General features: G+C 65.7%; 20 protein-coding genes. 9 read left to right on the top strand and 11 right to left on the bottom strand.

Annotated features, from left to right (window positions below; all coding sequences use genetic code 11):
* Positions 1 to 1,240 (top strand): sensor histidine kinase (locus AX702_RS07755; RefSeq protein ID WP_066778260.1); only part of this gene is annotated, 1,240 nt, incomplete at its 5' end.
* Positions 1,241 to 1,322: 82 nt separating this feature from the next.
* Here the strand turns inward: AX702_RS07755 and AX702_RS07750 are convergent.
* Entirely contained in the window at positions 1,323 to 3,101 is a 1,779-nt protein-coding gene (locus AX702_RS07750; RefSeq protein WP_231731771.1) for an AcrB/AcrD/AcrF family protein, read from the bottom strand.
* Positions 3,102 to 3,313: 212 nt separating this feature from the next.
* Here AX702_RS07750 and AX702_RS07745 point away from each other — a divergent pair, with 212 nt between their 5' ends.
* Both AX702_RS07745 and AX702_RS07740 read left to right on the top strand, forming a co-directional pair.
* The gene (locus AX702_RS07745) at positions 3,314 to 3,700 is read left to right on the top strand and encodes a GtrA family protein (protein WP_066778258.1); all 387 of its coding nucleotides are present in this window, start codon (positions 3,314 to 3,316) and stop codon (positions 3,698 to 3,700) included.
* 1 nt (position 3,701) lies between these two features.
* Complete coding sequence (locus AX702_RS07740; protein ID WP_066778256.1) at positions 3,702 to 4,430, top strand: class I SAM-dependent methyltransferase; 729 nt, start codon at positions 3,702 to 3,704, stop codon at positions 4,428 to 4,430.
* 25 nt (positions 4,431 to 4,455) lie between these two features.
* Here AX702_RS07740 and AX702_RS07735 read toward each other — a convergent pair whose 3' ends face one another.
* The 4 genes from AX702_RS07735 to AX702_RS07720 form a co-directional block, all read right to left on the bottom strand.
* On the bottom strand, positions 4,456 to 5,472 hold the full coding sequence (locus tag AX702_RS07735) for a glycosyltransferase family 2 protein (protein ID WP_066778255.1): 1,017 nt from the start codon (positions 5,470 to 5,472) through the stop codon (positions 4,456 to 4,458).
* A 53-nt stretch (positions 5,473 to 5,525) separates the two neighbouring features.
* The gene (locus tag AX702_RS07730) at positions 5,526 to 7,340 is read right to left on the bottom strand and encodes a DUF885 domain-containing protein (protein WP_066778252.1); all 1,815 of its coding nucleotides are present in this window, start codon (positions 7,338 to 7,340) and stop codon (positions 5,526 to 5,528) included.
* 84 nt (positions 7,341 to 7,424) lie between these two features.
* The gene (locus tag AX702_RS07725) at positions 7,425 to 9,530 is read right to left on the bottom strand and encodes a RelA/SpoT family protein (protein WP_066778250.1); all 2,106 of its coding nucleotides are present in this window, start codon (positions 9,528 to 9,530) and stop codon (positions 7,425 to 7,427) included.
* A gap of 112 nt (positions 9,531 to 9,642) precedes the next feature.
* Positions 9,643 to 10,002 (bottom strand): CC_3452 family protein, encoded by a 360-nt coding sequence (locus tag AX702_RS07720; RefSeq protein ID WP_066778249.1) that lies wholly within the window; start codon positions 10,000 to 10,002, stop codon positions 9,643 to 9,645.
* Positions 10,003 to 10,157: 155 nt separating this feature from the next.
* Here AX702_RS07720 and AX702_RS07715 point away from each other — a divergent pair, with 155 nt between their 5' ends.
* Positions 10,158 to 10,631, top strand: coding sequence for a winged helix-turn-helix transcriptional regulator (locus AX702_RS07715; RefSeq protein ID WP_066778247.1), 474 nt, complete (start codon positions 10,158 to 10,160; stop codon positions 10,629 to 10,631).
* A gap of 65 nt (positions 10,632 to 10,696) precedes the next feature.
* Here AX702_RS07715 and AX702_RS07710 read toward each other — a convergent pair whose 3' ends face one another.
* On the bottom strand, positions 10,697 to 11,422 hold the full coding sequence (locus AX702_RS07710; RefSeq protein WP_066778245.1) for a dienelactone hydrolase family protein: 726 nt from the start codon (positions 11,420 to 11,422) through the stop codon (positions 10,697 to 10,699).
* A 124-nt stretch (positions 11,423 to 11,546) separates the two neighbouring features.
* Here AX702_RS07710 and gpmA point away from each other — a divergent pair, with 124 nt between their 5' ends.
* Positions 11,547 to 12,233, top strand: a complete 687-nt coding sequence (gene gpmA / locus AX702_RS07705; RefSeq protein WP_066778243.1) for a 2,3-diphosphoglycerate-dependent phosphoglycerate mutase — start codon at positions 11,547 to 11,549, stop codon at positions 12,231 to 12,233.
* An 18-nt stretch (positions 12,234 to 12,251) separates the two neighbouring features.
* Positions 12,252 to 13,175, top strand: coding sequence for an EamA family transporter RarD (gene rarD / locus AX702_RS07700; protein ID WP_066778241.1), 924 nt, complete (start codon positions 12,252 to 12,254; stop codon positions 13,173 to 13,175).
* An 89-nt stretch (positions 13,176 to 13,264) separates the two neighbouring features.
* Here the strand turns inward: rarD and AX702_RS07695 are convergent, their stop codons facing one another.
* Positions 13,265 to 14,512 carry a putative DNA modification/repair radical SAM protein gene (locus AX702_RS07695; protein ID WP_066778239.1) on the bottom strand — a complete coding sequence of 416 codons (1,248 nt, stop codon included), beginning with the start codon at positions 14,510 to 14,512 and terminating at the stop codon, positions 13,265 to 13,267.
* A 66-nt stretch (positions 14,513 to 14,578) separates the two neighbouring features.
* Here AX702_RS07695 and AX702_RS07690 point away from each other — a divergent pair, with 66 nt between their 5' ends.
* Entirely contained in the window at positions 14,579 to 15,811 is a 1,233-nt protein-coding gene (locus tag AX702_RS07690) for a DUF2029 domain-containing protein (RefSeq protein ID WP_066778238.1), read from the top strand.
* A gap of 18 nt (positions 15,812 to 15,829) precedes the next feature.
* Here AX702_RS07690 and smc read toward each other — a convergent pair whose 3' ends face one another.
* The 4 genes from smc to ispG all read right to left on the bottom strand — a co-directional run bounded on the left by smc (position 15,830) and on the right by ispG (position 23,577).
* Positions 15,830 to 19,276, bottom strand: coding sequence for a chromosome segregation protein SMC (gene smc, locus AX702_RS07685; RefSeq protein WP_066778236.1), 3,447 nt, complete (start codon positions 19,274 to 19,276; stop codon positions 15,830 to 15,832).
* A 46-nt stretch (positions 19,277 to 19,322) separates the two neighbouring features.
* The gene (locus AX702_RS07680) at positions 19,323 to 20,900 is read right to left on the bottom strand and encodes an acyl-CoA dehydrogenase family protein (RefSeq protein ID WP_156455400.1); all 1,578 of its coding nucleotides are present in this window, start codon (positions 20,898 to 20,900) and stop codon (positions 19,323 to 19,325) included.
* A gap of 5 nt (positions 20,901 to 20,905) precedes the next feature.
* On the bottom strand, positions 20,906 to 22,129 hold the full coding sequence (locus AX702_RS07675) for an acetyl-CoA C-acetyltransferase (RefSeq protein WP_066778232.1): 1,224 nt from the start codon (positions 22,127 to 22,129) through the stop codon (positions 20,906 to 20,908).
* Positions 22,130 to 22,452: 323 nt separating this feature from the next.
* Positions 22,453 to 23,577 (bottom strand): flavodoxin-dependent (E)-4-hydroxy-3-methylbut-2-enyl-diphosphate synthase, encoded by a 1,125-nt coding sequence (gene ispG, locus AX702_RS07670; RefSeq protein WP_066778230.1) that lies wholly within the window; start codon positions 23,575 to 23,577, stop codon positions 22,453 to 22,455.
* Positions 23,578 to 23,648: 71 nt separating this feature from the next.
* Here ispG and AX702_RS07665 point away from each other — a divergent pair, with 71 nt between their 5' ends.
* Positions 23,649 to 24,170, top strand: coding sequence for a DUF1993 domain-containing protein (locus tag AX702_RS07665; protein WP_066778227.1), 522 nt, complete (start codon positions 23,649 to 23,651; stop codon positions 24,168 to 24,170).
* Positions 24,171 to 24,277: 107 nt separating this feature from the next.
* Positions 24,278 to 24,565, top strand: a 288-nt coding sequence (locus AX702_RS07660; protein ID WP_156455399.1) for an acyltransferase family protein, incomplete at its 3' end; no start/stop codon positions are given.

Below are 24,565 nucleotides of genomic sequence, written 5' to 3'. Positions count from 1 at the left end.
GTGCGAGAGCGGCCAGCGGCTGGCCGCACCGCCGCTGGCCGCTCTCGCACGGCTGGCACGGCGGCTCGCCATTCCGATCTCGCGCGCGGTGACGATTGCGGATGCGGATCAGGACCTTGATTGCTGGGCGCAGGCGATCCCGGCGGGCGACGGTGTGACGCTTGCGCTGTCGGCCGTTCGCGAGCGGCCGGCGTGGAAGCCTGTCACCGTCGCCGATGCCGTTCCGCCCCCACCCGGCGGTGACTGGACGTGGGAAGTGGATGCCCATCTTCGCGTGCGGCACATGCTGGTTGATCCGGGTGCGTGCCCCGGGATCGATCCGGCGACCGTGATTGGGCAGCCTTTGACCGGGCTGTTGGCGCTTGAAAGCAACGCGGACGGTGTAGTGCCCCTGCTGGAGGCGATGGGGTCGCTGGACGACTTCAGCGATCAGCCTGCCATTCTGAACGGCAGCGGCCTGCCGGTGCTGCTGTCCGGCCATGTCCGGCTGGATCGTGCCGGCGGCTTTGGCGGATTCGTCGGCGCCACCTATCGCCAGCCGAAGCTGTCGCCCTTGCCCGAGGCACGCTTCGGCAGCTTGTTCAATCACAGGCTCGACACGATCCTGCGCCGCCCGCTGAGCCGGATCGTCGCCAACGCGGACAGCATCAACGCTGGCGTGGATGGCGACATTGATCCGCAATATGCCGATTACGCCGCCGATATCGCCAGCGCGGGCCGGCACCTCATGGGTCTGATCGACGATCTGTCGGATATCGAGGCGATCGAGCGCGAGGATTTCACCGTTGGAAATGAGGGCATCGACCTTGCGGACGTGACCCGCCGGGCCGCGGGCCTCCTGTCGGTGCGCGCGGCCAATGCCGGGGTGACGATCGATCGCGGCGATCTGGAAACGGCGATGCCGGCGCATGGCGAATTCCGCCGCACCTTGCAGATCATGGTCAATCTGATCGGCAATGCCGTCCGCTATTCGCCGCGCGACGCGATCGTCTGGCTTCGGCTGCAACGGGACAGCGACCGCGTGTACGCGATCGTCGCCGATCAGGGCAAAGGCATCGCGCTGGAGGATCAGGAGCGGATCTTCGCCAAGTTCGAGCGGGTCGATCCCGGTGAGCCCGGCGGCAGCGGGCTGGGGCTCTACATCGCCCGCCGGCTGGCGCGGGCGATGGGGGGCGATTTGACGGTGGATAGCGCGCCGGGCGAGGGCGCGCGCTTCGTGCTCAGCCTGCCCGCGGGTTGATCGCGGGCGTACTGGCCGGAACCGGGCCGAAAGCGGCCGGAACGCTCCGGTTTGTGGCCGTGCGCCGGCCGGACCTTGCCCGTTACCGTATCCGGAACAGCCGCACCGGCGAACCCTTGGGCAGGGGCACCGGCGTCAGCCAGTCGAACCGCTCGCCATGCGCCAGTCGGTCGTAGAAGCCGCCCGGCGCGCGGTCCCGATAGACGGTCGATTCGGCCATGTTCGGGCACACCAGCATCAGCGTCGCGCCGTGCTTCTTCATGATTTCGCGCGCTTTTTCCGGTGTTCCCTTGAACGCGTGCTGCACGTCCAGGATCGCCTCGCCATTCCGGTGGTACGGCCCTGCGATGGCATTGTGGTGCGTCAGCGCGATAAGCCGTGGCCCCAGATCCACGAAGGTAAAGATCGTTGCCCGCGGAATTTGGTTTAGCGGCTGAAGCGCCGGAATCGTCATGCATCGCCCGGTCGCCCGGTTGACCCGCTGAACATAGGGCTTGGGCCGGTCGATCGGCAGCGTCCGCAGCATGATTGTTGAAAAAGAACCGGAAATCAGCGTGAACACGGCGATCCCGGCAAACAGCCGCACGGCCACGGACCGCTGCGCCATCAGCCATGGCAGCATGATGAAGGCGAGCGCGGTGACACCCGGGATCGCCATGATCTGCGCCGCGGCGCCAGCCCGCACCTGCCACAGCAGCATGGCGACGGAGAACAGCGCGAACAGGCTGACGCAGGCCCAGCCAACGAAGCCGGCGCTCCGCCGCGCCCGCCACGTCGCGACGCCGGCACCGATTAATCCCATCAGCGGCAGCGCGGCCAGCGGAAAGGCGGTGCGGAACGGATGGCGGTAGATCGGCTTGGCCTCACGCACATTGCTGAGCCAGCTGGTGTAGAGCTCTTCCGAAACCTGCTCCGGGCGGGCGAGGCATTGCGGGAACATCGACGCGAATGCGCCCGCGATCACCCCGCCGATGATCACCGCCAGCAACAATCGGATCCGCCGATCCGCGGGCGATAGCAGCGCCAGCAGCGCCAACCCCGCACCCGCCGCGACAAAGACGCTGAGCCAGATCGGCGTCAGCGCATCGCACCGCATCACGCGGTTCGCTTCCGAGGCAAAGATCACATAGCCTGCGGCACATCCGCCACCCAGTGAGAGCGCGTAGCTCATCAGGCGCGGCCGCTCTGCCGCTTCCCCCACCCAGCGCAGGGCGATGATGGCGCCGGCCATGGCGCAATAAGGCAGCATTTCCAGCCCGATCGCCAGCGATACAGCGCTGGCGCTCCCGACGATCGCGCCGCCACGCGCGCCCTTGGGGTCGCACAGCCCGGCCACCGTCAAGCTCAACATGGCGAGCTGCCAGCCATGATGATCGATCCGGTCGGGCATGAACATCGACAGCGCGACGGTCGAGCTCATCATGAAGACAATCGCCAGCGGCCAGGCCAACGGCGTGACCAGCCGCCGCACCGTGGCACCCAGCGCCACCAGCAGCACGCCCAGCGGAAGGAGCGGCGCGATGCCACAGGCAAGCCTTTCCGCTTCCGCCACGCCCACGAACGGCCGCAGCAGCAGGATCAGCGCCGCGATGGGAAGATCGACGATCCGCGACCAGTGGATGTTGAAGCCCGCCGGCGGATTGAGCCGGTAGTTGCGCAGATCATACCAGCCCTGCCCGTCGAGCAGGGCACGCACCTGCATCAGGCGCATATTGTCGTCGGTATCGCCCAGCGACAGCCAGTGGATCGCCGCCCAGCGCTTCCAGACGTAGAAGATCGCGATCACCAGCCAGGCGATGGTGGTTAGCTTGATCCAGTGCCGGTCCAGCTCGTTGGCAAGCGTCGTCAGTCGGATGTTCACGGGGCTTCCCTCGCCGGCGCCGGGGCACTAGACGCCCGCCACATTGAATTGCTCGCTCAGGCTAGTCGAAAGGCACCACTTCTCTTCGGCCACGGAAAAGGGCAGGGCTTTGACAGGCTCAGCCCGAGCGGGCTGTTCGTGGCGCTCGCCTCTAGCCGAGGTGGCACAAAGGGCAAGGCGTGGACGCAATCCGGGAAAGACATGCATCGAGGATGCAGGAGACCTTCTGGCAGCTGGTTCGCTTCGGAATAGCGGGCGGGCTGGCGACGGTTTGCTATGCCGCGGTCTATTCGCCCCTTGCCGCCTTTCGCCTCACCTCCGAACAGGTGGCAAATGTCTGCGGCTACCTGGTGGCGATGATCGCCGGCTATGTGCTCCACAGCAGATGGAGCTTTCGCGGCCATGGCACGGCGGCAACAAGCTCGATGCCGAAGTTCTTCGCCGTTTCGCTGGTCAGCTATGGTGTGAACACCTTCTGGGTGTGGCTGCTGACCGATGACGCGATGTTCGCCGGCCCGTGGTGGTGGCCACTTATCCCGATCGTTTTCGTCACGCCGCTTGTCACCTTTGCACTCAATCGTTTGTGGGTATTCGCCTGATATGGACCGCCGCGTGTACGATCGCATGGCCGAGCATGATTCCACCCATTGGTGGTATCGCGCCCGGCGCGACATCCTGGCCGATTTTCTGACGCGGGAGGCCGCACTGCCGCAGCATGCGCGCATCCTCGAAATTGGCTGCGGCACCGGCCATAACCTTCCGATGCTGGCCCAGTTCGGAACCGTGGACGCGATCGAGATCGATCCGGCCGCGCGCGATGTCGCCGGCAAGCGCCTGGGCAAACCGGTCGGCGCCGCGCCCTTGCCGACACTCCCCGGCGTTCCCGCGAAGCATTATGATCTGATCGCGGTTCTGGACGTGGTCGAGCATATTGAGGATGATGTCGCCGCACTGCAAGCGATGCGCGAGCGACTGGCGCCGGGTGGCAAGATCCTCATCACCGTGCCGGCGCACCAATGGATGTGGAGCGCCCATGATGTGGTGAACCACCACCATCGCCGCTATTCCAAGGACAGCCTGCAAAAGGTGATCGCTGCTGCCGGGCTGCGCTCGCAGAAACTCGGTTATTTCAATTCGCTGCTGTTCCCGCTTGCGGCGGGCGCGCGCATCGTCGGCCGGATCACCGGACGGGATGACAGCGACGACACGCCGCCGCCGCGCCCGCTGAACGCGCTGTTCGAGACGATCTTCCGCATTGAGCGCCACCTGGTTGGGCGCGTGCCGATGCCGCCCGGTGTCTCGATCCTGACCCTGGCGGAGCCGGCCTGACCGTCACGGTGGGCGACGGCCGCCGTTATGCGCGGTCTTCGTCCACCATCTCGCTCTGCGGAATGCGGGTGCGGGCTGCCTGGAAGCCCAGGGTCGACCGGCGATGCACCGTGCCGGCGATGTCCGCGACCAGATAGAGCGGGCGGCGCTTCGACTCGATGTACAATCGCCCGATATATTCACCGATCATGCCCAGCACGAACATCTGAACGGCGCTGAGCACCGTCACCACCAGCATGGTGGACGTCCAGCCCTGCACCGGGCTGCCGGTGAAATAGCCCCACAGGATGTAGACCAACAGCAGGAGCGACGCGCCGGCCAGCGCCACGGACGCATGGCTGGCGAACCGAAGCGGTGCGGTCGAAAACCCGGTGACGGCGTCAAAGGCGAGGCGCAGCATTCGGGACAGGGGATAATTGGTCTCGCCGGCATGCCGCTCCGCGCGGTCATAGGGGAACGGGACCTGGCGAAAGCCGATCCAGGCGACCATGCCGCGGATGAACCGCGCCTGTTCGGGCAAGGCGAGCAGTGCATCCAGCGCGCGCCGGGTCATCAGACGAAAATCACCGGTGTCGAGCGGGATCGGCGTGTCGGTCAGCCGATCGAGCACGCGATAGAAAGCCGCGGCGGTTGCCCTCTTGAACAAAGTCTCGCCAGCCCGCTTGCGCCGCACGGCATAGACGACATCGGCGCCCTCGCGCTCCATTGTACGGCGCATCTCCGCCACCAGTTCGGGCGGATCCTGAAGATCGGCGTCGATGATCAGGATCTGCTCGCCCGAACAAAGGTCCAGACCGGCGGTCAGCGCGAGCTGGTGTCCGTGGTTGCGGGACAGGTTGATCGCCGCCAGCTTCGGGTCGGCGGCGGCCAGTTGCTGCATGATCGCCCAGCTGTCGTCGCGCGAGCCGTCGTTGATCAGAATGATCTCATGATCCTCGCCCACGGCCGCCACTGCAGCGGCGGAAACGCGCTGGTGGAGCAAGGGCAGGGTCGCTGCTTCATTGTAGCAGGGTACGACGATGGAGAGTGCGGGACGGTGCATGATCGCCGCGATCTACAGACCGCCCCGCACGAAATCACGTGGAAGTTGCGCGCTCAGGCGCGCGCTTGTTCTTCCACCAGGCGTTCAAGGATGGTCAGCGGCACGGCACCATATTGAAGCACTTCGTGGAACTGCTTCAGGTCAAAGCGATCGCCGCGGATCTGCTGCGCCCGCTCGCGCGCGCGCATCCAGGCCGCATGACCCACCTTGTAGCTGCACGCCTGGCCCGGCTGGGTGCAGTACCGTTCCACTTCGCGCTGCGATCGGGGCTGCGCGAAGCCGACCGTCTGGACCATGTAGTCGGTCGCCTGTTCGCGCGTCCAACGCTTGGTATGAAGGCCTGTGTCGACCACCAGGCGCGCGGCGCGGAACAGATAGCTTTGCAGGAAGCCGGCACGCTCCAGATCGTCGGCATAGCCGCCCAGCTCGTCCGCCACGCTCTCCGCGTAGAGCGCCCAGCCTTCCGAATAGGCGCTGAAGAAGCTGAGATTGCGCAGCAGCGGCTGCGGTGACTTTTGCGCGATCGAAATCTGCAGGTGATGGCCCGGTACGCCCTCGTGATAGGTGAGGCTTGGCAGCGAGTATTTCGGCCAATCGCCGACGCTCTTCAGGTTGATCCAGTAGATCGCCGGGCGCGACCCGTCGAGCGCGGCGCGGCTGTAATAGCCGTTGGAGGCGCCATCCTGGATCTCCACCGGCACCGCGCGAATGTCCAGCGGCTCGCTCGGCGGGTTGATGAAGGCCTGGGCGAGCTTGGCTGTAAGCGCCGCATTCCCTTCGTTCAGGCTCTTGATCAGCGCCGCGCGACCTTCCGCGGTATCCGGGTACACCTGGTCAGCGCGGACGTTCAGCTCGTTCAGCCGGGCGCCGACGTTGCCTTTGGTCAGTCCCTGCTTCTTCAGGATGGCATCAAGCTGCGCGCTGATCTCCGCCACCTGATCCAGCCCCATCTTATGGACTTCCTCGGGCGTGAACTTGGTGGTCGTGGCCTGTTCCAGGGCGGCGGCATAGATCGCCTCGCCCTGTGGTACGTCCCAGATGCCGGCGGAGCTGCGCGCCTTCGGTCGCAGCGACTTCATAAGCGCGATCTGGCGATCAAGCGCGGGATAGATGTCGGCCTCAACGATGCGGGCGGCGCGGGCCTGCCAGTCGCCGGCAATGTTCTTCGCCGCAGCGCGCTTTGCCACCGATTGCGCGAGGCCGTTCTCGCCCGGCGCGGAAGAGCGGAGCTTCGCCATTTGAACCAGCGTCAGGTCGAGCGAGAAGTCGGGCGCGAGATAGCCGCGCGCTGCCTCCTCCTTCTGGTCGGCGGTGTCCTGATCCAGCCGCTTGGCGAAAGCACCGAGCCGGTCGAGATAGGCTTCGCAATCGTCTGCATTGTTGATGGTGTGCGCGGAATTCAGGAAGTCGGGCGTCGAGAAATAGCTGCCGCCCTGCTGGAAAATGGTGAAGGGCCGCTGCACGCCATCCAGCTTGAACCGGTCATAGGGAATTGCCCGGGTCTCCAGCGAATAGAGCACCACCTCGCGATCAAGCTTGGAGCGTGCCGAAAGCGGCGCCGGGTCGACCGCCCGAACCGCGGCGATGGCCTGTTTCAGATCGGCGCGTGCGGCAGCTTTCCCGGCGGGTGAACCGTCTGACAATTGATGCTTGAGCGCGGCGTTCGGGCCCTTGTCCATGCCAAGCGAGGTGGCGAGCTCGGGCGCGCGCTGGAGCGTCTGCGCAAACACCTTGTCGAACAGCGCATTCAGCTTCGCGTCGGCAGGATTGGCGGGTGTGACCGCCGACTGCTGGGCGCGGAGCGCTTCGGGAACGAGGGCGAAAGCGGAGGCGGCGCTGGCAGACGCGAGGAAGGTACGGCGATCCAAGGGCTTGTGCCTTTCACAGAGGTAATGCGGCGATCCTAGTCACGGCAGCGAGGGTGCCGCAAGTGGAGCCGCCGCAATCCGCCGTCAGACCCGCTCCACCGAATTCACCGCATCGGCCGCGCGCAGCGCCGCCAGCAGGCGCATCAGCTGGTGCGCGTCATGCACCTCCACGTCGATCATGTTGGTGTGAAACTGCGTGTCGCGCGTGTCGAGCCGAAGGTTGATGATATTCGCCTTGTGCTGCCCGATGATCGTCGCCAGCACGCCAAGGGCGCCGGGCTCGTTCTTCACCTCCACCGAGATACGTGCCGTCGCGCCTTCGGTCTTGTTGCCCCATTTCACGTCGAGCCAGTCGGTTTCCTCTTCCGACCGGTCGGCGAGTTCGGCCAGTGTGGGGCAATCGATACGATGCACTTCGATTGATGCATCGGGCCGGCGCAGGCCGACGATGCGGTCGCCGGGCACCGGATGGCAGCACTCGCCCAGCTCATAGGCGACTCCAGGCGCCAGGCCGTCGATCGAAATGGCCGAGGATTGCGGCGGCGCGTGGGCGACATCCGCGCCGGCCGAGCCTGGCATCAACGCCTCCATCACCTGCGCATCGGTCAGGGTGCGGCGGGCAATGGCCTGCATCAGTGCAGCATCATCCGCCAGCTTCAGCCGCTTGAGTGCATGGGTGAGCGCATCATTGCCGAGCGGTGCGGGAAGCCGGGCGACGATGTCGTCGTAGAGCTTGCGACCCAGCGCAATGGTCTGCTCGCGCTCCACCTGCCGAAGATGCCGGCGGATCGCCGCCAGCGCCTTGCCGGTGATCGCGAAGTTCATCCAGTTCGGCTGCGGCGTCTGCGCCCGGGAACGCAGCACCTGCACCTGATCGCCATTCTCGATCACGGTGCGCAGCGGGACGACGCGGCCGTTGATCTTCGCGCCGACCGCCTGATCGCCCAGGTCGGTGTGAACGGCATAGGCGAAGTCGATCGGGGTCGCGCCCTTGGGCAACTGGATCAGTTCGCCCTTTGGCGTGAAGGCGAAGATGCGATCCTGGTACATCGCCATGCGGGTATGCTCGAGCAGCTCCTCGGGGCTGCCGGCGGTGTCCAGGATCTCGACGAGATCGGCGATCCAGCTGTGCTGGGTTTGCGGGCTCACCCGGGCACCTTGCTTGTAGGCCCAGTGCGCCGCCAGGCCGAATTCGGCCTCCGCGTGCATTTCCTCCGTGCGGATCTGGATTTCCACGCGCTGGTTCTCGGCATGGATCACCGATGTGTGCAGCGATCGATAGCCGTTGCGCTTGGGCGTCGAGATATAATCCTTGAACCGGCCCGGCACCATCGGCCAGCGGCGATGGATATGGCCCAGCGCCGCGTAGCAATCATCCTCCGTCTTCACGATGGCGCGAAACGCCATGATGTCCGACAATTGCTCGAAGCTGATGTGCCGCTCCTGCATCTTGCGCCAGATGCTGTACGGATGCTTCTCGCGGCCGCTCACCTCCACTTCGACGCCGTGGCGGGACAGCAGCAGCTTCAAGCCGGACGCGATCTTGGAGATGCGATCGCCGCCGCCTGACTTCAGCTGCTCCAGCCGTCGCGAGATCGACTCATAAGCCTCGGGTTCGAGCTGCTGGAAGGCGAGCGTCTGCATCTCCTTCATGAATTCGTACATGCCGATCCGCTCAGCGAGCGGTGCATAGATCTCCATCGTCTCGCGCGCGATACGGCGCCGCTTCTCTTCCGATTTGATGAAGTGAAGCGTCCGCATGTTGTGAAGCCGGTCAGCAAGCTTCACCAGCAGCACGCGGATATCGCCGGACATGGCGAGCAGGAACTTGCGCAGATTCTCCGCCGCGCGTTCGCTCTCGGTCTGCGCTTCGATCTTGCTGAGCTTGGTAACCCCCTCAACCAGCCGCGCAACATTGTCGCCGAACAGTTGCTGGATCTGCTCGCTGGTGGCGACCGTGTCTTCGACCGTATCGTGAAGGATCGCGGTGGCGATCGTCTCATCGTCGAGGTGAAGCTCGGTCAGGATGCCCGCCACCTCGATCGGATGACTGAAATAGGGATCCCCACTGGCGCGTTTCTGCGTGCCATGAGCGTTGACGGAAAAGACATAGGCGCGATTGAGCAGCGCCTCGTCGGCGTCCGGGTCATACTCAAGGACCCGATCTACAAGTTCATATTGCCGCAGCACGGCTAGGATCTGAGCAGGCGGAAGATTCTTTGCAACAAAAAAGGACTAGCCATAAAAAAGGGCCCGCATCCGTCGATGCAGGCCCTCTTCCGTTTATCGGCGGGAGTGCCGATCAGTTGGCAGGCACCTGGGTGGCGGCAGCCTTGGTGACCATCGCCTTGCCGCCCTTTGCCTTGGCGTTGCAGGATTCGAGCTCGGCACCGTCGAAAGCCTCGCCGTTCACCGAAAAGCTGGTGAGCGCGCCGGCATTCTGCGCGACCAGCTGGCACGCGATCATTTCGCGAACCGGCGCATTGGTGGCGACATAGGCGCCATCGCGAACCTGCCACGCGGTGTCGCGCGTGATCAGGTGATTCTTGGTGGGGGCCGCCACCGGTGTCGCGACATAGGTCGCACGCGGGGCTGCGGAAACGCCAGCTGCGGCAAGGATCGCGGCAGAGGCGAGGACCGACTTGGCAAAGATGCGAATCATGGAAGTCACTCCCAAAAACCTAATGGGTTCCATTTAAATGCTGCAAATGCGAGTTTCAATAGGCAACTCGCATTTGCGAGTTGCAACTTGCAACTTTTATTTTCTATTCGGCCTGGGCCGCTGGATGGGTTAGCGTCAGCGCAAGAGGAGCATCGATGGACAAGTTGCGGGAACCGTTGGGAGAATGCAGTCTTCCCGCAGCGTTGGAGGCGATGGGCGAACGCTGGGCCTTTCTGATCCTGCGCGCGGCCTTCAACGGGTTACGCCATTTCGAGGAATTCCAGTCCGAGCTGGGGATCGCCCGCAACATCCTGGCCAACCGGCTCGGCAGGTTTGTCGATCACGGCATCATGGAACGCCAGTCGCTGGCCGAGGACCGGCGCAAAATCGCTTATTGCCTGACTGACAAGGGCTATGCGCTGCTGCCGACGATGATCGCTCTGCGGCAATGGGGCGAGCGCTGGGAAACCGGATGTCCGGCGTTCCCGATCCTGGTGGACGCGCGCGACAACCGGCCGATCCAGCAAGTCGCCGTCCTCAGCCACGATGGCCGTGTGCTCGGAAAGAATGATCTTCACTGGGCGCTGCCTGGCGATGTCGGCAGCGAGGATCGCGACGCCGCGGAATAGGCGAGGGGATCGCCCCGCCCTTTGGCGAAGGAGCGGCGGCGGACGCATCCGCCGCCGGACCCGGCTTACACGAACAGTTCGGCCAGAAAGTCGCTCATCGCCTTCCAGCTGCGCCGATCGGCTCGTTCCTCATAGGCAACGCCCGGCGCGGCCGGGCGCGTAAGCGCGGCATCGGTGAATGCATGGCCCGCATTGCCATAGGCATGGATCTGCCAATCTGCTTTCGCCTCGGTCAGTTCCCGGCCGAGCGCCACCATCTGCTCGGGCGTGGCCAGCGGATCCTCCCAGCCATGGCAGACAAGCAGCTTGGCCTGAATGGGTGAGGCGTTCGAGTAATCGGGCCGGTCGTACACGCCGTGGAAGCTCACCCCGCCCAGGATCGGCTGACCGCTACGCGCCATGTCGAGAACGCACTTGCCGCCGAAGCAGAAGCCGATCGCCGCGAGCCTCGCTGGATCCACGGCGGAAAAACCGCGCAGCGCCGCCAGGGAGGCGGACAGCCGATCGCGCAGCAATCCCCGATCCGTGTCCAGCAGGTTCATATATTCGGCCACATTGTCGCTTTCGCGCGTCTTGCGCTTGCCCTGGCCATAAACGTCGCAGGCAAGTGCGACATAGCCGAGCTTCGCCAGGTCCTCGGCCTTCTTGTTGTCCGATTCCTTCTGGCCCAGGATGTTGGGGCAGACGAGCACGCCGGGACGCGGCGTTTCCACTTCGTCTTCCCAGGCGATCACGCCCTCGAACGGCCCGCCCGGACCATCATAAATCAGGGTCTGCCGAACGATCGCCATCACTCTCTCCTCTCAAAGGTCGCCCCGCAGCTTGTCGAAGGGCTCACCTTCTCTCTATCAGCGCCTCGACTATGGAAAAGCCAGCGCGCCGTACGGTAGGCCGCGAACGGGAGAAATAGGAACCATGCCCAAGCTCGTCCTGATCCGCCACGGCCAGTCCGCCTGGAATCTGGAAAACCGCTTCACCGGCTGGTGGGACGTGGACGTGACGGAAAAGGGCGCCGCTGAGGCAAAGGCCGCCGGCGAGCTGATGGCGGCAAAGGGTCTCGACTTCGATCTCACCTTCACCTCGCTGCAGACGCGGGCAATCAAGACGCTGAACCTTGCGCTCGAGGCGATGGGGCGGCTGTGGCTGCCGACGGAGAAGCACTGGCGCCTGAACGAGCGTCACTATGGCGGGCTGACCGGGCTCGACAAGGCTGAGACGGCCGCCAAGCATGGCGACGAGCAGGTGCATATCTGGCGCCGCAGCTTCGATATCCCGCCCCCTGCCGCTGAGCAGGGCAGTGCCTATGACCTCACCAACGATCGGCGTTACGCCGGCATCGACATTCCGGCGACCGAAAGCCTCAAGGACACGATCGCCCGCGTGTTGCCTTATTGGGAAGAACGGATCGCCCCCGCGCTCAAGGACGGGCAACGCGTGCTGATTTCCGCGCATGGCAATTCGCTGCGCGCCCTGGTGAAGCATCTGTCGAACATTCCGGATGACGAGATCACCGGGCTTGAGATCCCGACCGGCCAGCCGATCGTTTATGAGCTGGACGACCAGCTCGCGGCAACTGACCGTTATTATCTCAGCGAACGCTGATCAGAGAAGGGCCGCCGCTTGACCGAACACGCTTCGCGCGGCGGCCTGCTGCTTGGCCTTGGTGCCTATGCGGCATGGGGCGTCCTGCCGCTCTACTTCCGCCTGCTTGCGGCGGTGCCCGCCCTCGAAGTGCTGGCGCACCGGGTGATCTGGTCGCTGGTCCTTCTGATCATCGTGGTCAGCGCCATGCGGCGCTGGCGCGCGATCCGTGCCGCGATCAGCGCGCGAACCTTCGTCATGCTGGCCGGCAGCGCAACGCTGATCGCGATCAACTGGCTGATCTACATTTGGGCGGTGAACAACGGGCACACGCTGGCCGGCAGTTTGGGCTATTTCATCAATCCATTGCTCAACGTGGGCCTGGGTGTGGTGGTGCTCGGCGAGCGATTGCGCAAATGGCAGGGCGTAGCGATCGCGATTGCTTCCGCCGGGGTGGCGGCGATGGCCTTTGTCGCACTCGATACCTTGTGGATATCGCTCTCGCTCGCAGTGACGTTCGGCTTCTACGGCCTGGTCCGCAAGATCGTGGCGATCGATGCATTGGGCGGCCTTCTCGTCGAGACGATGGTCTTGGCGCCCCTGTCGCTTGGCTATGTGCTGATGATCGGCCGGGCAGGAACGGGGGCGATGGGTGTTGCTCCGTCGACGGACGTGCTCCTCGTGCTGCTTGGCGCCCTGACGGCGCTGCCATTGCTGATGTTCGCCGCCGCAGCCCGGCGGCTGCCCTATTCCACCCTCGCGCTGCTCCAATATGTCGCGCCCACGCTCCAGTTCATTGTCGCGGTCGCAGTATTCGGTGAACCATTGCGCCCGCTCCATATCCTTGTCTTCGGACTGATCTGGACCGGATGCGCGATCTTCGCCTGGGATAGCGTGCGCGGCGCGCGCAAGGCTCGCGCGGCGAATGGATCGTCTGGGGCTCGTGTGAACGCGCGAACCTGACCCAAATAACTTCGGCGGCGCCAGAGCGGGCTGGCACTTAACCGCATCTGCGCCGCCAACCTCGACTCCTTAGCGCGACCGTACGTCCTTCATGCGGCGAACAGTTCAAGCTGCTGCTTCTTTGGCGCCACTAATGGCTTCAGCTCCGCCTTGTCGGATAGCGCGACCGGCCGCCAATCCTCCGTCACGATGAACGGGCGAATTTTGGCGATCGAGACCGTCAGCCTCGCCACGTCATCCAGCCGCAACCGCCGCCAGCGCCGGCTCGTCAGGATGTTTGCCACTGCCTTTGTCCCAAGTCCCGGAACGCGCAGCAGCAGCTCGCGCGGCGCGCGGTTCACATCGACTGGAAAGCTGTCCCGAAACTTCAGCGCCCATGCGAGCTTCGGGTCGATATCGAGCGGCAGCATCCCCGTCGCATCGTCAGCGGCCGCAACCACTTCCTTTGGCTGGAACCCGTAGAAGCGCATCAACCAATCCGATTGATACAGCCGGTGTTCGCGCAACAATGGCGGACGCTGCAATGGCAGGACGGCGGATGCATCCGGGATGGGGCTGAAGGCGGAATAATATACCCGGCGCAAGTCAAAGCGGTTGTAGAGCGTCGCTGCCTTGGTGACGATATCGCCGTCCGTCGCGGCGTCCGCGCCGACGATCATCTGGGTGGATTGGCCCGCCGGCGCGAAGCGTGGCGCTGACTTGTAGCGCGCCGTAGCGTCGCGCGTATCGAGAATGGACGACTTCATGCCCCCCATGGCGCCTTCGATACGAGCGTTGTCCTTTTCCGGCGCGAGACGCTTCAACCCGCTTTCGGTCGGCAGCTCGACGTTGATCGACACACGGTCGGCATAAAGCCCCGCCTGATGAATCAGCTCGGGATCAGCGTCGGGGATCGTCTTTAGGTGGATATAGCCGCGGAAGTGATGATCCTCGCGCAGCGATCGCGCGACCTCAACCATCTGCTCCATCGTATAGTTAGACGAGCGGATGATCCCGGAGGAGAGAAACAGGCCCTCGATGTAGTTGCGACGATAAAAGGAGAGCGTGAGGTTGACCACCTCCTGCGCCGTGAAGCGCGCGCGCCGCACGTTCGAGCTCTTGCGATTGATGCAATAATGGCAATCGAAGATGCAGCTGTTGGTCAGCAAAATCTTGAGCAGGCTGATGCAGCGGCCGTCCGGTGCATAGGCGTGGCAAATCCCCATGCCCTCCGTGGAGCCGATCCCCTTGCCATCGCGAGAGTTGCGCTTCGCGGTACCGGATGACGCGCAGGATGCGTCATATTTTGCCGCATCGGCAAGGATTTCCAGCTTCTGTCGAACGTCGAGCTGCGCCATTCGTTCTACATAAGTTCTCCTCTGCCGATTGTCGACCTTCCGGTGATCGCACGGTAACGAAAGCTGATGCGGGATCTGCGCTTTCGTCGATCGGGGCCTTATGTGCTGCTGGCGCTGACCTGCGTCGCGGGCTGGGCGTTCAAGGGCCATTGCGGCGCCTCTTGGGCCGCCGATGAGCAGTATCTGACCGGCTGCTATTCGGATGCGGTGCCGTTCTGGGGTTTGCGCGGGGTTGCGGCGGGGCAGTTGCCGTACATCGAGGCGCGGATGGAATATCCGGTGCTCACCGGCATGCTGATCTGGCTGGAGGGATTGATCACGCGCCTGCTGGCCGGCACCCGGGCGGATGCGGCCGACTTCCTGTTTGTCGTCTCCGCCGTCAATGCGGCGTTGGCCTTTGCCGTCCTGCGGATGATGGATCGTGCGGCGGTGCCGGCAATCCGCCGCTGGTGCTGGGCCGCCGCACCGCAGCTGATCCTGTACCTCGGCCATAATTGGGACATGCTGGCCGTCGCTCTTGCGGTCGCCGCGATCCTTGCGGCACGGCGCGGCGAGCAGGCGTCCGCCGCCGCTCTGGCGGCGATCGGCGCGGCGGCGAAGCTGTTCCCCGTCCTTCTCCTGCCGCTGCTTGGGATCGCTGCCTTATCTGGCCGGAACCGTAGCTGGCTAGGCCGGTTTCGTGCCGCAGGCGGCCTGGTGCTGGCCGCAATCTGCTTCTGGGCGGCCGTGAACCTTCCGATCGCGCTCAGAGCTTTCGATAACTGGGCGGAGTTCTACACGTTCAGCGGTCAACGCGTCGGCACGGCGGCGTCCGTGTGGGAAATCATGGCGGTGCAAGGCTGGTGGAACACCGACCTGGCGACCCGCAACCTCTGGTCATTCCTGATCTTCGCCGGCGGCGCGGGCGCGATCGTCGCGCTCGGCTGGCGGCGTCATCGCGATCACTTGTGGGTGCTGTTCACGCCGGTGCTCGCGTGGTTTCTGCTCACCAACAAGGTATATTCGCCGCAGTTCGACCTTTGGCTCTTCCCGTTTCTTCTGCTGACCAGTCGGCGGCTGTGGCCGATCGCCTGGTTCGCCGCCGGCGATGTGCTCGCCTATTGGGCCGAGTTCTGGTTCTTCGCCTCCGCAAGCGGTGGCGGCCCCGGCGTGACGCAAGCGCATATCGCCGCCGCAGCCGCGTTCCGCGCGGTGCCGATGCTGTGGGTGATTGTCGATGCCGTTCGCTCCCCGGCAGCCGATTGGGTCATGATCGGCGGGCGCAAGGGCGGGATCTCAGCGCAGGGCGGCGGTCACTAGATCGACTGAAATCCGCCGTCATTCCGCCGCCAGCAATGTCTCCGCCGCCTGCAGGTCGACCGATACCAGCCGGCTGACGCCGCGTTCGATCATCGTCACGCCGAACAGGCGATGCATGCGGCTCATCGTCACGGCGTTGTGGGTGACGATCAGATAGCGCGTCTGCGTTTCACGACTCATCCGATCGAGGAGGTCGCAGAAGCGCTCAATATTGGCGTCGTCCAGCGGCGCATCCACTTCGTCCAGCACGCAGATCGGCGCCGGGTTGGTGAGGAACAGGCCGAAGATCAGCGCGACCGCCGTCAGTGCCTGTTCGCCGCCGGACAGCAATGTCAGCGATTGCAGCCGCTTGCCGGGCGGCTGCGCCATGATCTCAAGCCCCGCTTCCAATGGATCATCAGAGTCGACAAGCTCCAGATGCGCTTGCCCGCCGTTGAACAGTGTCGTGAACAGCCGCCGAAAGTGCCCGTTCACGGCTTCGAATGCGGCGAGCAGCCGCTGCCGCCCCTCTCGGTTGAGCGTGCCGATCGACCCGCGCAAGCGGTTGACGGCGAGGCCAAGTTCCGCCCGTTCCGCCGCATTGCCGCTCGCTCCCGCTTCCAAATCCGCGAGTTCCTGTTCGGCTACCAGATTGACGGGTCCGATCCGCTCGCGTTCACGGATGAGCCTGTCGAGTGTAGCCGATTCCTCCTGCGGTGTGCCAACCTCTGCGCTGACGAAGCCGACCCGCTCCGGCAGGACGGGGGCAGGGCATTCGAACCGCTCGCCGGCGATCCGGCCCTGTTCGATCCGGCGCTGTTCCTGCCCTTCCGCGCGCGCGATGGCACCGGCGCGAGCTTCCCGCACCTCGGCGAGCGCCTCGCCGGCGAGCCGAGCCGCTTCCTCGCTCTTGCGCAGGTTCAATTCGGCGGCGCGTTCCGCTTTCGCCTGCTCGTCAGCCGCAGCCAGTGCCTCGCGATGTTCGATGTCGGCCGCCTCGATGCCCGCCGACAATGTCATGGGACGCTCGGCGAGCGCCGAGGCCTCGGCCGTGTTCTCGGCTTCGCGCTTGCCCATGTCCGCGATGCGACGTGCGGCATCGCCTGCGCGCGAGCGCCAGCTTTTCACATCAGCCTGCGCAGCCGCGAGGCGGTGGCGCGCTTCCTCAGCGGTCCGCTCCGTCGCGCTGCGGGCAGCCCGTGCATCGGCGACAGCCTGCCGCCGCTGCTCGGCCTCGCGCTGGAGTGCGAGGACGAGCGCGCCGGTGGCGCTGGTATCGGGAAGTGCCGCCAGCGCCTGCTCGGCCGCCGTGCGCTCGCGGCCAGCTTCATCCCGGTCACCTGACGCACGGGCCGCACGCGCGTCGAGATCGGCGCGCAAACCCGCAAGCCTTTCAAGCTGAGCGGCAGCGCGGTCCTGTCGCGATCGGGCCTCACGCCCTGACGTCTCGGCACGGTTGTGCTCCTCGCGCGCGGTGCGTGCCTTCGTCCGCGCCGCGGAAATACGCGTTTCTTCGGCGGCGAATGCCTGGTCGGCGGCAGCGACGGCGGCGCGGGCGTCGGGCAATGCCGCGTCCAGGGCCGCAAGCCGGTTGAGGCGCTCGAGCCGTTCCGCCGCCGCCGCGCCGCTCTGCCGCGCGACATAGCCATCCCAGCGCCGCAGGAAGCCGGCCCTTGTCACCAGCCGCTCACCCACCTTGAGCCGACGACCGTCATCCTCATCGAGGACGATGACATGGGCAAGCCGCGGCGCCAGCAGCGCGGGAGCATCGACATGCGACAGCAGGCGATCATCGCGGCAGGCATGCGCCCGATCGGCCAAGGCAGGCTGTGTGGTTTCAGTCGGTACGTCGCTACCAGTCTCTTGATTCGGCAGCGCGGCCCAGAATGCCGTTTCGCTCGGATCAAGGCCGACTTCCAGATCGTCGCCCAGTGCCGCCGCCAGCGCCCGCTCATAGCTCGGCCTCGGACGCAGGTGGTCCAGCAGCCGTTCGCGGCCGCCTTTCCGCTCCGTCGACCGGCGCAGCGCGCCCGCTTCGCTTTCCAGTGCGGAAAGGTTCGCCCGGGCGGCGGCGCGCGCTGCTTGCGCCTCGTCCTTGGCCGCGTTGGCGGTGCGTTCCTCCTGTTCGGCCTCAGCCTGTAGCGCCCGTGCTGCTTCCGCAGCGTGGCTGGCGGCGCTCGCGGCTTCTGCAGCCGCCAGCATTTCCGCCTTGATCGGTACGGCGTCACTCAGCCGGGCGAGGTGCGTTTCCACTTCCGCCACCTCGCGCTCAGCCCGATCCAAACGTGCGCGGGCGGCGGATGCGGCGGCTTGCGCCACACGCGCATCCGCCAACTCGCTCGCCTGACGCGACAGCGCCTGCGCCAGCGCAACTTCGGCGTCGCGGGCCAGCCGCTCTGCCTCAACCAGCGCGGCTTCGCGGTGAGGCAGCTTGGTTGCGGCATCAGTGATCGCCGCATCCAGCGCCTTTCGCTCTTCTTCGAGACCGGCGAGCGCCTCCGCGGCATCATGGGCCAGAGCGCCTTCGCGCGCGCGATCATCCGCAATCCTGCGGCTGGCCTGCTGCAGTTCGGCCAGCCGTCGCTCCATCGCTTGAAGATCGGAGCGCAGCCCGGCCAGCCGATGTCCGACCTCGCCGCTGCGATCCCGTGCGGCCAGCGCCTGCGCACGCGCATTGGCAAGCGCATCTGTCGCCTGCGCCTGATAGGCTGCCGCCGCGCGCTGCGCCTCCGCTGCCTTGCTGACCCGCGCTTCTGCCAGCGCCGCCTCTGCCTTGGCGGCATCTGCCGCCGCGGCCGCCTCGCGCCAGCGCGCGAAGATCATGCGCGCTTCTGCCGTGCGGATCTGATCCGATAGGCGGCGATATTTCTCCGCCTGCCGGGCCTGACGGCGCAGCGCGGCCGCGCGGCTTTCCTGTTCGGCGATCACCTCGTCCAGCTTGGCGAGGTTTGCCTCGGTGGCACGCAGCTTCTGCTCGGCATCGCGGCGGCGGACGTGCAGGCCGGCGATCCCGGCCGCTTCCTCCAGCATCGCGCGCCGGTCCGCCGGCTTGGCAGCGATCACCGCGCTGATCCGGCCCTGGCTGACAAGGGCCGGGGAATGCGCGCCCGTCGCGGCATCGGCGAACAGCAGCGACACATCCTTTGCGCGTACGTCCTTGCCATCAATGCGATAAGCGCTGCCCGCCCCGCGCTCGATCCGCCGCACGACCTCCGTCTCCGCGCCGGCGATCTCGGCCAGAATGGAGACTTCGGCAAAGTCGCGAGCGGGGCGGGTCGCGGTGCCGGCGAAGATCACATCCTCCATGCCCGCGCCGCGCAGCGACTTGGCGCTGTTCTCGCCCATCGTCCAGCGGAGCGCTTCGAGAAGGTTCGACTTGCCGCAACCGTTGGGGCCGACAACGCCGGTCAGTCCCGGCTCGATCCTGAGATCGGCCGGGTCGACAAAGCTCTTGAAGCCCGAAAGGCGCAGCCGCTTGATCTGCACGGTGCCGGCGTCTTGGCGCGATCAGAGGCTGTCGCGCAAGAGGGCGTCAGTTGCGCTGCGCTACCAGCCCGCGCGCGATCACCTGAGCCTGAATCTCGGCCGCGCCCTCGAAGATGTTAAGGATGCGCGCGTCGCACAGGATGCGGCTGATCTCGAATTCCAGCGCATAGCCGTTGCCGCCGTGGATCTGAAGCGACGCATCGGCATTGCTCCACGCCGCGCGCGCCGCGAGCAGCTTGGCCATGCCTGCCTCGATGTCGCAGCGCTTGCCGGAATCCTTGGCACGTGCGGCGGCATAGGTCAGCTCGCGTGCGGCGATAAGGTCAACGAGGCTCATCGCCAATTTGTCGGCCACACGCGGAAAGTGGATGATCGCGCGGCCGAATTGCTTTCGTTCGAGCGCATAGGAAAGGCCGAGTTCCAGCGCGCGGCGGGCGACACCGACGGCGCGCGCAGCGGTCTGGATGCGGGCGCCCTCGAAGGTGCGCATCAGCTGCTTGAAGCCCTGGCCTTCCTCGCCGCCGAGCAGGGCGTCGGCCGGCGCCGCCATGCCATCGAAGGACAGTGCGTATTCGCGCATTCCGCGATAGCCGAGCACCTCGATCTCGCTTCCCGACATGCCTGAGGCGGGAAAGGGCTCTGCCTCCGTACCGCGCGACTTGGGAACGAGCAGCATGGATAGGCCGGCATAGCCTTTCGCATCCGGCAGCGTGCGGGCGAGCAGCGTCATCAGGTCCGAGCGGGCAGCGTGGGTGATCCAGGTCTTGGCGCCGTCGATCCGCCAGCTATCGCCATCGCGGCGCGCACGCGTCTGGAGCGAGCCAAGGTCGCTGCCGACGTCCGGTTCGGTGAAGACCGCGGTCGGGAGCACCTCTCCGCTGGCGATTTTCGGCAGCCATTCGGCCTTCTGCGGGTCAGTACCGGAACCGGCGATAAGCTCCCCGGCGATTTCCGACCGGGTGCCGAGCGAGCCGGCACCGATCCAGCCGCGCGACAGTTCCTCGGTGACGATGCACATGACGAGCTTCGACAGGCCGAGCCCGCCGAACGCCTCGGGAATGCAGACGCCGAACGTGCCGAGTTCCGCCATGCGGGCAACAGTCGCGTCGGGGATCAGCGCATTGGCGAGATGCCAGCCATGCGCATGGGGCAGGATCTCGGCATCGGTAAAGCGGCGGTACTGGTCGCGGATCGCGTCCAGCTCGGCATCGTGCAGCGTTTCGCTGGGCCATTCGCCAGCAGCGAGCCGCTCGACCAGCGCGCGGCGATCGGCGGCGGCGTCCTGGTCGAGCAGGTCGGCGCAGGCGTCCGCAAGCGTGCGCGCGGCGACACCCAGGCCCAGGTCGGCGGGGCGGAACAGTTCGTTCTGACCCATCGGCAAGCCACCGGCGAGCTGGGCGATGCCTTCGTGAAAGGCGAGGCGGGCGACGAGCGCGTTCGTTTCGCCCGCGTTTTGCGCTGCCCAGTCAGCCACCGCCTCCAGCGCCGCGACGGTGGTAGCGACCCAGGCGAAGCCGTGCGCTGCACGTTGCTCGGTGTCGATCGGCGCGGCGTCGAGCCGGGCCGCAAGAGCGGCGCGGGCGTCGTCGCGGTAGCGCTGCGCCGCCGCCAGCGCGTCGGCCAGCCTGGTCACGCGCGCTCGAAGATCGCGGCGATGCCCTGGCCGCCGCCGATGCACATCGTCTCCAGACCATAACGGCCGTCGCGGCGCACCAGCTCGCGCGTCAAATTGGCGAGGATGCGCCCGCCGGTCGCGCCGATCGGGTGGCCGAGCGAGATGCCCGACCCGTTCACGTTCAGGATTTCATTGCGGCTGTCGTCCTTGCTCCAGCCCCAGCCCTTGAGCACGGCCAGCACCTGCGGCGCGAACGCTTCGTTCAGCTCGACCAGGTCGATGTCGTCCCAGCCCAGGCCGTTGCGCGCGAACAGCCGCTCGACCGCCGGCACCGGGCCGATGCCCATGCGCGAGGGATCGCAGCCCGCCGCGGCCCAGCTGTGGAACCAGGCGATCGGTTCGAGGCCGAGTTCCTCCAGCTTGTCCTCAGCCACCACGAGGCAGGCGGCCGCGGCGTCATTCTGCTGGCTGGCGTTGCCGGCGGTGACGACGCCGCCCTCGATTGCGCGCAGCTTGCCCAGGCTCTCCATCGTCGCGTCGGGGCGGTAGCCCTCGTCGTGATCGAACACGATCGCCTCGCCCTTCTTCTGCGGCACCGACACGGGAACGAGCTCGTCCGCGAACAGGCCCTTTTCCCACGCAGCCGTGGCGCGCTGGTGTGAGCGGACGGCGTAAGCGTCGGCCTCTTCGCGGGAGATATCATAATCCTTGGCGAGGTTTTCGGCCGTTTCGATCATGCCGCTGATCACGCCGAACCGCTCCACGGGCTGGCTCATCAGCCGGCCGCGCGTCAGGCGATCGTGGATGGTGAGGTTGCCGGCGCGCACGCCCTTGCGGATGTCCGTGGTGTAATGTTCGACATTGGACATGCTTTCGCAGCCGCCGGCGACGACCACATCGCTGACGCCGGTCTGCACCATCATCGCGGCGTCGATCACCGCCTGAAGGCCGGAGCCGCAGCGGCGGTCGAGCTGATAGCCCGGGACTTCGATCGGCAGACCGGCGGCGAGCCATGCCCAATGGCCGATCGCTGGCGCTTCGCCGTTGCCATAACCCTGAGCGAAGACAACGTCATCGACCCGGCTCGGATCGATCTTCGTCCGCTCCATCAATGCCTTGAGGATCGTTGCGCCGAGCTGGCCGGCAGTGAGGGAGGACAGGCTGCCGCCGAACTTGCCGACGGCAGTGCGGATCGGGGCGACAATGGCGGCGCGGCGCAGGCCGGTGCTGGGGGTCATGGCGTCAACTCCTGCATGATCGGAGATGCGGCCGCTGAATTTTCCGCTCTCCTTGTCGCCGCGGACCTATCGGATGGACAGGCGGGTTTCAACCACGCGGATCGCTTTTCAGCGGGCTGAATAGAGCGCTCGGGATTGCCAAGCTTGTCCCGCATTCACCGCGCCGCAAACCCACGAGGCATTGAGTCCGCGGAATAGTGGACCCGGCACAAGGCCGGGATCACGCAGCTTGTGGGGCGATCAAAGCATGTCCCAATGCTCTCGCGAACGCCGCAGACGTGAAAACGAGCATTCCCCCCCGGTGAGCCTCCAGGCGATTGCCTTTACTCGGCCGCGACCTTCACCGCCTCGCCTGCAGCCTCGATTTCCGCCGCTTTGGCCTCGACCAGGCGCACGATATGGTCGATCATGCCCTCGTCCTGCACGACGTGATCGGTCACGCCCGACAGGTACACCATGTGCTTGCCGTTACCACCGCCGGTGAGGCCGATGTCCGTCTCGCGCGCCTCGCCCGGGCCGTTTACGACGCAGCCGAGTACCGACAGCGACATGGGTGTGCGGATATGCTGAAGGCGTTCCTCCAGCGTCTGGACGGTCCGGATCACGTCGAAGCCCTGTCGCGCGCAGCTTGGGCAGCTGACCACGCGCACACCGCGGTTGCGAATGCCAAGCGCCTTCAGGATCTCGAACCCGACGCGCACTTCCTCTTCCGGCTCGGCCGAAAGCGAGACGCGGATCGTGTCGCCGATGCCGTACCAGAGCAAGGAGCCGATGCCGATCGCGCTCTTCACCGTACCGCCGACGAAGCCGCCCGCCTCGGTGATGCCCAGATGCAGCGGGCAGTCGACCGCCTCGGCGAGCTGCTGGTAAGCGGCGACGGCAAGGAAGATGTCGGACGCCTTCACCGCCACCTTGAATTCGTGAAAGTCGCGGTCCTGCAGCAGCTTGATGTGATCGAGCGCCGACTCGACCAAAGCCTCGGGGCAGGGCTCGCCATATTTTTCCAGCAGGTCTTTTTCCAGACTGCCGGCATTGACGCCGATGCGGATCGAGCAGCCATTGGCCTTGGCGGCGTTGATCACTTCGTTGACGCGCTCGGCCGACCCGATGTTGCCGGGATTGATGCGCAGGCAGGCAGCGCCCGCATCCGCCGCTTCCAGCGCGCGCTTGTAGTGAAAATGGATGTCAGCGACGATCGGCACGCGGGCGGCGCGCACGATCTGCTTCAGCGCGGCGGTCGAGGGCACATCCGGGCAGCTGACGCGGATGATGTCGACGCCCGCATCCTCGCACCGGCGGATCTGGTCAATCGTGGCCCGCGCATCGTCGGTCGGCGTGCTGGTCATGGTCTGGACGGTGACAGGCGCATCGCCGCCGACGGGGACGTTGCCGACCATGATCTGGCGGCTTTGGCGGCGGTGAATATCGCGCCAGGGACGAACGGACATGTGGGGCTTCCTAACGGCTTCGCCAGCAATATAGCGACTTCCAGAGATAAACGGAACTTAGGGGCAGGACGATGACGCTTTCGCTTTACGACGCCGTGATCCCGTCGAATTTGCAGATCCTGGGTGCGCTGGACGGGTTGATCGCCAAGGCCGAGTCGTTCGCCAATGATCGCGGCATGTTGCCGGCCGAGCTGATCGACGCCCGGCTGGCCCCCGACATGCTGCCTTTCGGCTATCAGGTGAAAAGCTGCGCCGTGCATTCGATCGGCGGTATCGAGGGCGTGCGCGGCGGCAGCTTTTCGCCCGACATGAAGCCATGGCCGACCGATTTCGCCGGGCTTCATGCGGTGATCGCCGACGCGATCGCGACCCTTCAGGGAGTGGACCGCGTCGAATTCGATGCACTGGTTGAGCGCGATACGCAGTTCGCGATGGGGGAGCTGCGGCTGCCGTTCACCGGCGGGCAGTTCCTGCTCTCCTTCTCGCAGCCCAACTTCTATTTTCACGCGACCACCGCCTATGCGATCCTGCGGGCGCAGGGCGTGGCCATCGGCAAGAAGGATTTCCTCGGCAAGCTGCGCATCAAGCGGTGAGCGGTGCCGATGATGCGGAGCGAAGGACGCCTGCGACGTTGGCGGATTGATCGGGTAAGGGCGAACCGGTCGTGTTCACCCGAACCGTGACCTGCTAGGCGCACGGAATGCAGCGGCACTATGGCCTCGACTGGCTCCGCATCGGAGCGTTCGCGATCCTGATCCTGTATCATATCGGCATGGTGTTCGTGCCGTGGGGCTTTCACGCGAAGCTTGCGGCCGAACAATGGGTGACGGTGCCGATGATGCTGTCCAACCCGTGGCGGCTGTCGCTGCTGTTCGTGGTGTCGGGATATGCCAGCCGCGCGCTGTTCGTGCGCCATCCGGGGCCGTGGCCGTTCGTGCGCAACCGCACTGCGCGGCTGCTGATCCCGCTGGTCTTCGGCATGGCGGTG

The sequence above is a fragment of the Sphingomonas sp. CCH5-D11 genome, from assembly GCF_001557395.1.
Taxonomy (GTDB): domain Bacteria; phylum Pseudomonadota; class Alphaproteobacteria; order Sphingomonadales; family Sphingomonadaceae; genus Sphingomonas.
Note: the sequence above shows the minus strand (reverse complement) of the source record. Positions and strands in the feature narration are given on the sequence as shown.